At 70.7% G+C, this 3,737-nt stretch carries 4 protein-coding genes; 2 read left to right on the top strand and 2 right to left on the bottom strand.

Annotation, left to right across the window (positions count from 1 at the left end):
- Together HKK74_RS38780 and HKK74_RS38775 are read right to left on the bottom strand one after the other, a co-directional pair.
- A partial coding sequence (locus HKK74_RS38780) for an ATP-binding protein (protein ID WP_246492425.1) occupies positions 1-569 on the bottom strand: 569 nt, incomplete at its 3' end.
- Between the two features lie 156 nt (positions 570-725).
- Positions 726-971, bottom strand: coding sequence for a hypothetical protein (locus HKK74_RS38775; RefSeq protein ID WP_187248424.1), 246 nt, complete (start codon positions 969-971; stop codon positions 726-728).
- Between the two features lie 206 nt (positions 972-1,177).
- On the opposite strand from HKK74_RS38775, the gene HKK74_RS38770 reads away from it, so the two are divergent.
- Both HKK74_RS38770 and HKK74_RS38765 read left to right on the top strand, forming a co-directional pair.
- The gene (locus HKK74_RS38770) at positions 1,178-2,092 is read left to right on the top strand and encodes a serine hydrolase (protein WP_187248423.1); all 915 of its coding nucleotides are present in this window, start codon (positions 1,178-1,180) and stop codon (positions 2,090-2,092) included.
- Between the two features lie 17 nt (positions 2,093-2,109).
- Positions 2,110-3,737: S9 family peptidase (locus HKK74_RS38765; RefSeq protein ID WP_187248422.1), on the top strand; the 1,628-nt coding region annotated here is incomplete at its 3' end.

Raw genomic sequence — 3,737 nt, 5'->3', positions numbered from 1 at the left:
CCGGGCACCACCGCGGCCGCGCGTTCGGCGAACAGGGTGACGGCATCACAGCGGGCCGCCGCGGGCCCCGGGTCCGGCACCCGCATCGGAGCGATCGCGAGTGTCCGCTCACCGGGGATGTTCAGTGGCTGCCGGCTCGTGGCCAGGATCCGCAGCCCGGATGCCGCCCGCAGCAGCGTCCCGGCGAGCTCGGCGCACTCGTCGACGAGATGCTCACACGTGTCGAGGACGAGCAGCAGCCGCCGGTCCGCGCAGTGGTCGGCCAGCACCTCGACGTGCGGGCGGGTGCTCGTGTCGGTCAGCTTCAGCTGCTCCGACACCTCGTGCGCCAGCAGCCCGGCGTCCTGGAGCGCGGACAGTTCGACCAGCCAGACACCGTCGGGGAACCCTCCGTGCAGCCGGCCGGCGACCCGCAGCGCGATCCGGGTCTTGCCCACGCCGCCCACGCCGGTCAAGGTCACCAGCCGGGACGCCGACAGCATGCGCCTGGCCTCGGCCAGCTCGTGACGCCGTCCGACGAAGCTCGTCATCTCCGCGGGAAGATTCCCGGCCCGGCCCCCCATCGACATGTCCGTCACCATCACCGCCGCCTCCGGTCGGTCACGTCCCCCCAATGCCATGATGAAGGGACGCACTCGCCGCCGCATGTATTCGGGTGAGACAGTGCCGTTGGGGCGATGTCGCGCCACGGAATTTCACACAATTAAGCGCATGACAGGTGCTATTTAACGAGTTACCAGTCTGTTCGACGACTTGATCTTCTTGCTGCTCTTGACCTTCTTCTTCGACTTCTTCTTGTCCGAACCCGATTCCCACTCGTACCCAGGGGTGTTCCGCTCGCAGTAGCTGTCGGCGACGCGGGTGTCCGTCGCATCGTGCTCGCACCACCGGTCACTGGAACAGGCGGTCAGCCCCGCGCCGACGAGTACCGCGATCACGGCCACCGCCGGAAGCCTTCGCATCTTTCGCATGATCAACCTCCACACAGGCGGGCCCGAATTCCCTCGGGCCCGGAGTCCGTGACTCTGACGCATGACGTTCTCATCCGGTTCAATATGACGTACGGCACAAGTCCCGGTATGGCATTACGTCGATCGCGCCCTCCGCCCATTGAGCGCCGCCGATCACTACGGTGACATCGATCACGTTGAAGACCGCCATGACGGGAGAGTGACGCATGCGAAGGGCGGTGTCCGTGGCGGTGACCGGCAGCGCCTTGCTGGCCGGGATCGGCATCCAGCCCGCCGGCGCGACGGCGGCGGAAGTCTGCACGTCGGCGTCCGACGAGGCGACCGGCGAGGCGACCGCACGGCGTCTCGGCGACGACATCCGAAACGCGCTGCGCGGGCGGTACGGCACGATCTCGATCGCCGTCAACGACCGCGAGCTGGGGATCAGGTGCCGGGTCGGCGCCGGACGGCACTACGACTCCGCCAGCGTCGTGAAGGTGACCATCCTCGGCGCCCTGCTCCGCCATGCCATCGAACAGGGCCGGCTGCTGACCGCTCGCGAGGACGCGCTGGCCACCAAGATGATCACTAGGTCGGACAACGACGCGGCCTCCGCACTGTGGAGGCGGCTCGGGCGCACGCGGCTCCAGCGCTTCCTCGACCTCGCCGGGATGACCCGTACCGTCCTCGCGGCGGACGGGCACTGGGGGCTCACGCAGATCACCGCAGCCGACCAGATGCGGTTGCTCGGCAGGTTCACCAGGCGCAACCCCGTGCTGACCGACCGGTCGCGCGAGTACGGGTTGACGCTGATGAACGCCGTGGTCCCATCCCAGCGATGGGGCGTGCCGGCCGGCGCCCCCGCCGGGGTGACCGTGTACGTGAAGAACGGCTGGCTGCCGCGCTCCACCCACGGCTGGCGGGTGCACAGCATCGGCGGCTTCGACGACGGCGGGCTCGGCTACCGGATCGTCGTGCTCACCCACGACAACCCGTCCATGGCCTACGGCGTCAAGACCATCGAGTTGGTCGCCCAGGCGGTGCACCGCGCTCTCAACCCCGGCCAACGGGCCGTTGTGCGGGAGAGCACCCCCGACCCGACCTGGGAGATACCCGACGAGCGGATCCCCGGCCTGCCCTGACCCGCGATACTGGGCACATGGTCAACGAGGAACGCTGGAAGGCACGGTTTCGCGCGGCGCGGGTGAGCCTGCCCGGCTGGGCGCTCGACGCACCGCATCGCAGCACCTACCGCTCCAACGCCACCGGCACCTGGGAGATCTACGCCTGGGACCGCGCGACCGGCACCCGCCGGCAGGTCACCGACCGGGCCAACGGCACCTGGATGGGCGCGGTCGAGGTGAGCGGCGACTGGATCTGGTGGTTCGCCGACACCGACGGCGACGAGTTCGGCGTCTGGATGCGGCAGCCGTTCGAGGGCGGCACCGACGAGGTCGCCGCGCCCGCCCTGCCCGCTTCGTACCCCGCCGGCCTGGCCATCGGCTCGAGCGGTCTCGCCGTCATCGGCCGTACGGGTGAGCACGGCACCAGCATCCACCTGTGCCGCCCCGGCGCGGAGCCGGAGACCGTCTACGAGCACCGCGAGGACGCGCACCTCGTCGGCCTGTCCCGCGACGAGACGCTTCTCGCGATCAACCACAGCGAGCACGGCGACAGCCGGCACATGGCGCTCCGGGTGGTCCGGCCGGACGGCTCGACCGTCGGCGATCTGTGGGACGGCGAGGGCAAGGGCGTCTACGGGGCCGGTTTCGCCCCGGTGCACGGAGACCCCCGCCTCCTGGTCCAGCACGAGCGGCGCGGACGCCCCGAGCCGCTCCTCTGGAACCCGGTCGACGGGTCTGAACGCGAGATCGTCCTCGACCTGCCCGGTGAGATCGACGCCGACTGGTTCCAAGACGCCTCCGCGCTGCTGATCTCGCACTCCCACGAGGCGCGCGACGAGCTGTACCGCTACGACCTGGCCGACGGGAGCCTGGAGCGCATCGAGACCCCGCGCGGCGTCATCGGCGGGGCCACCGCCCGGCCCGACGGCACCGTCGAGTTCTCCTGGACCAACGCCGCCGAGCCGCCGGTCATCAAGTCGACGTCCGGCGCGGTCGTTCTGACTCCGCCCGGCCCACCGCCGCCCGGCTCGGTACCGGTCACCGACGCCTGGGTGGACGGCCCCGGCGGGCGCGTCCACGCGCTCGTCTCGACCCCTCCGGGCGAGGGACCGTACCCGACCGTCTTCGACATCCACGGCGGCCCCACCGCGCAGGACACCGACTCCTTCTCCCCGCCCGCCGCCGCATGGATCGACCACGGGTTCGCGGTCGTCCAGGTCAACTACCGGGGTTCCACCGGCTACGGCTCCGAGTGGCGCGACGCCATCGAGGGCCGCGTCGGGCTGACCGAGCTCGAGGACATCAAGGCGGTCCGCGACTGGGCGGTCGCCTCCGGGCTCGCCGACCCGGACGCGCTCGTGCTGACCGGCGGCTCGTGGGGCGGATTCCTCACCCTGCTCGGCCTCGGCACGCAGCCGGAGGACTGGACCGTCGGCGTCGCCGCGGTGCCGGTGGCCGACTACTTCGCCGCGTACGAGGACGAGATGGAGGGCCTGCAGGCCTTCGACCGGTCGCTGTTCGGCGGCTCGCCCACCGAAGTGCCCGAGCGCTACCGCGAGTCGTCGCCGCTGACGTACGTCGAGAAAGTCCGCGCCCCGGTGCTGATCCTCGCCGGCGAGAACGACCCCCGCTGCCCCATCCGGCAGATCGACAACTACCTGAA

The sequence above is a fragment of the Actinomadura alba genome (assembly GCF_014323705.1).
Taxonomy (GTDB): domain Bacteria; phylum Actinomycetota; class Actinomycetes; order Streptosporangiales; family Streptosporangiaceae; genus Actinomadura_C; species Actinomadura_C alba.
Note: the sequence above shows the minus strand (reverse complement) of the source record. Positions and strands in the feature narration are given on the sequence as shown.

What these genes read in the sequence shown, in the direction of transcription:
- HKK74_RS38775 (WP_187248424.1), bottom strand. Translation starts at nt 971, where the DNA reads ATGCGAAAGATGCGAAGGCTTCCGGCGGTGGCCGTGATCGCGGTACTC.
- HKK74_RS38770 (WP_187248423.1), top strand. Translation starts at nt 1,178, where the DNA reads ATGCGAAGGGCGGTGTCCGTGGCGGTGACCGGCAGCGCCTTGCTGGCC.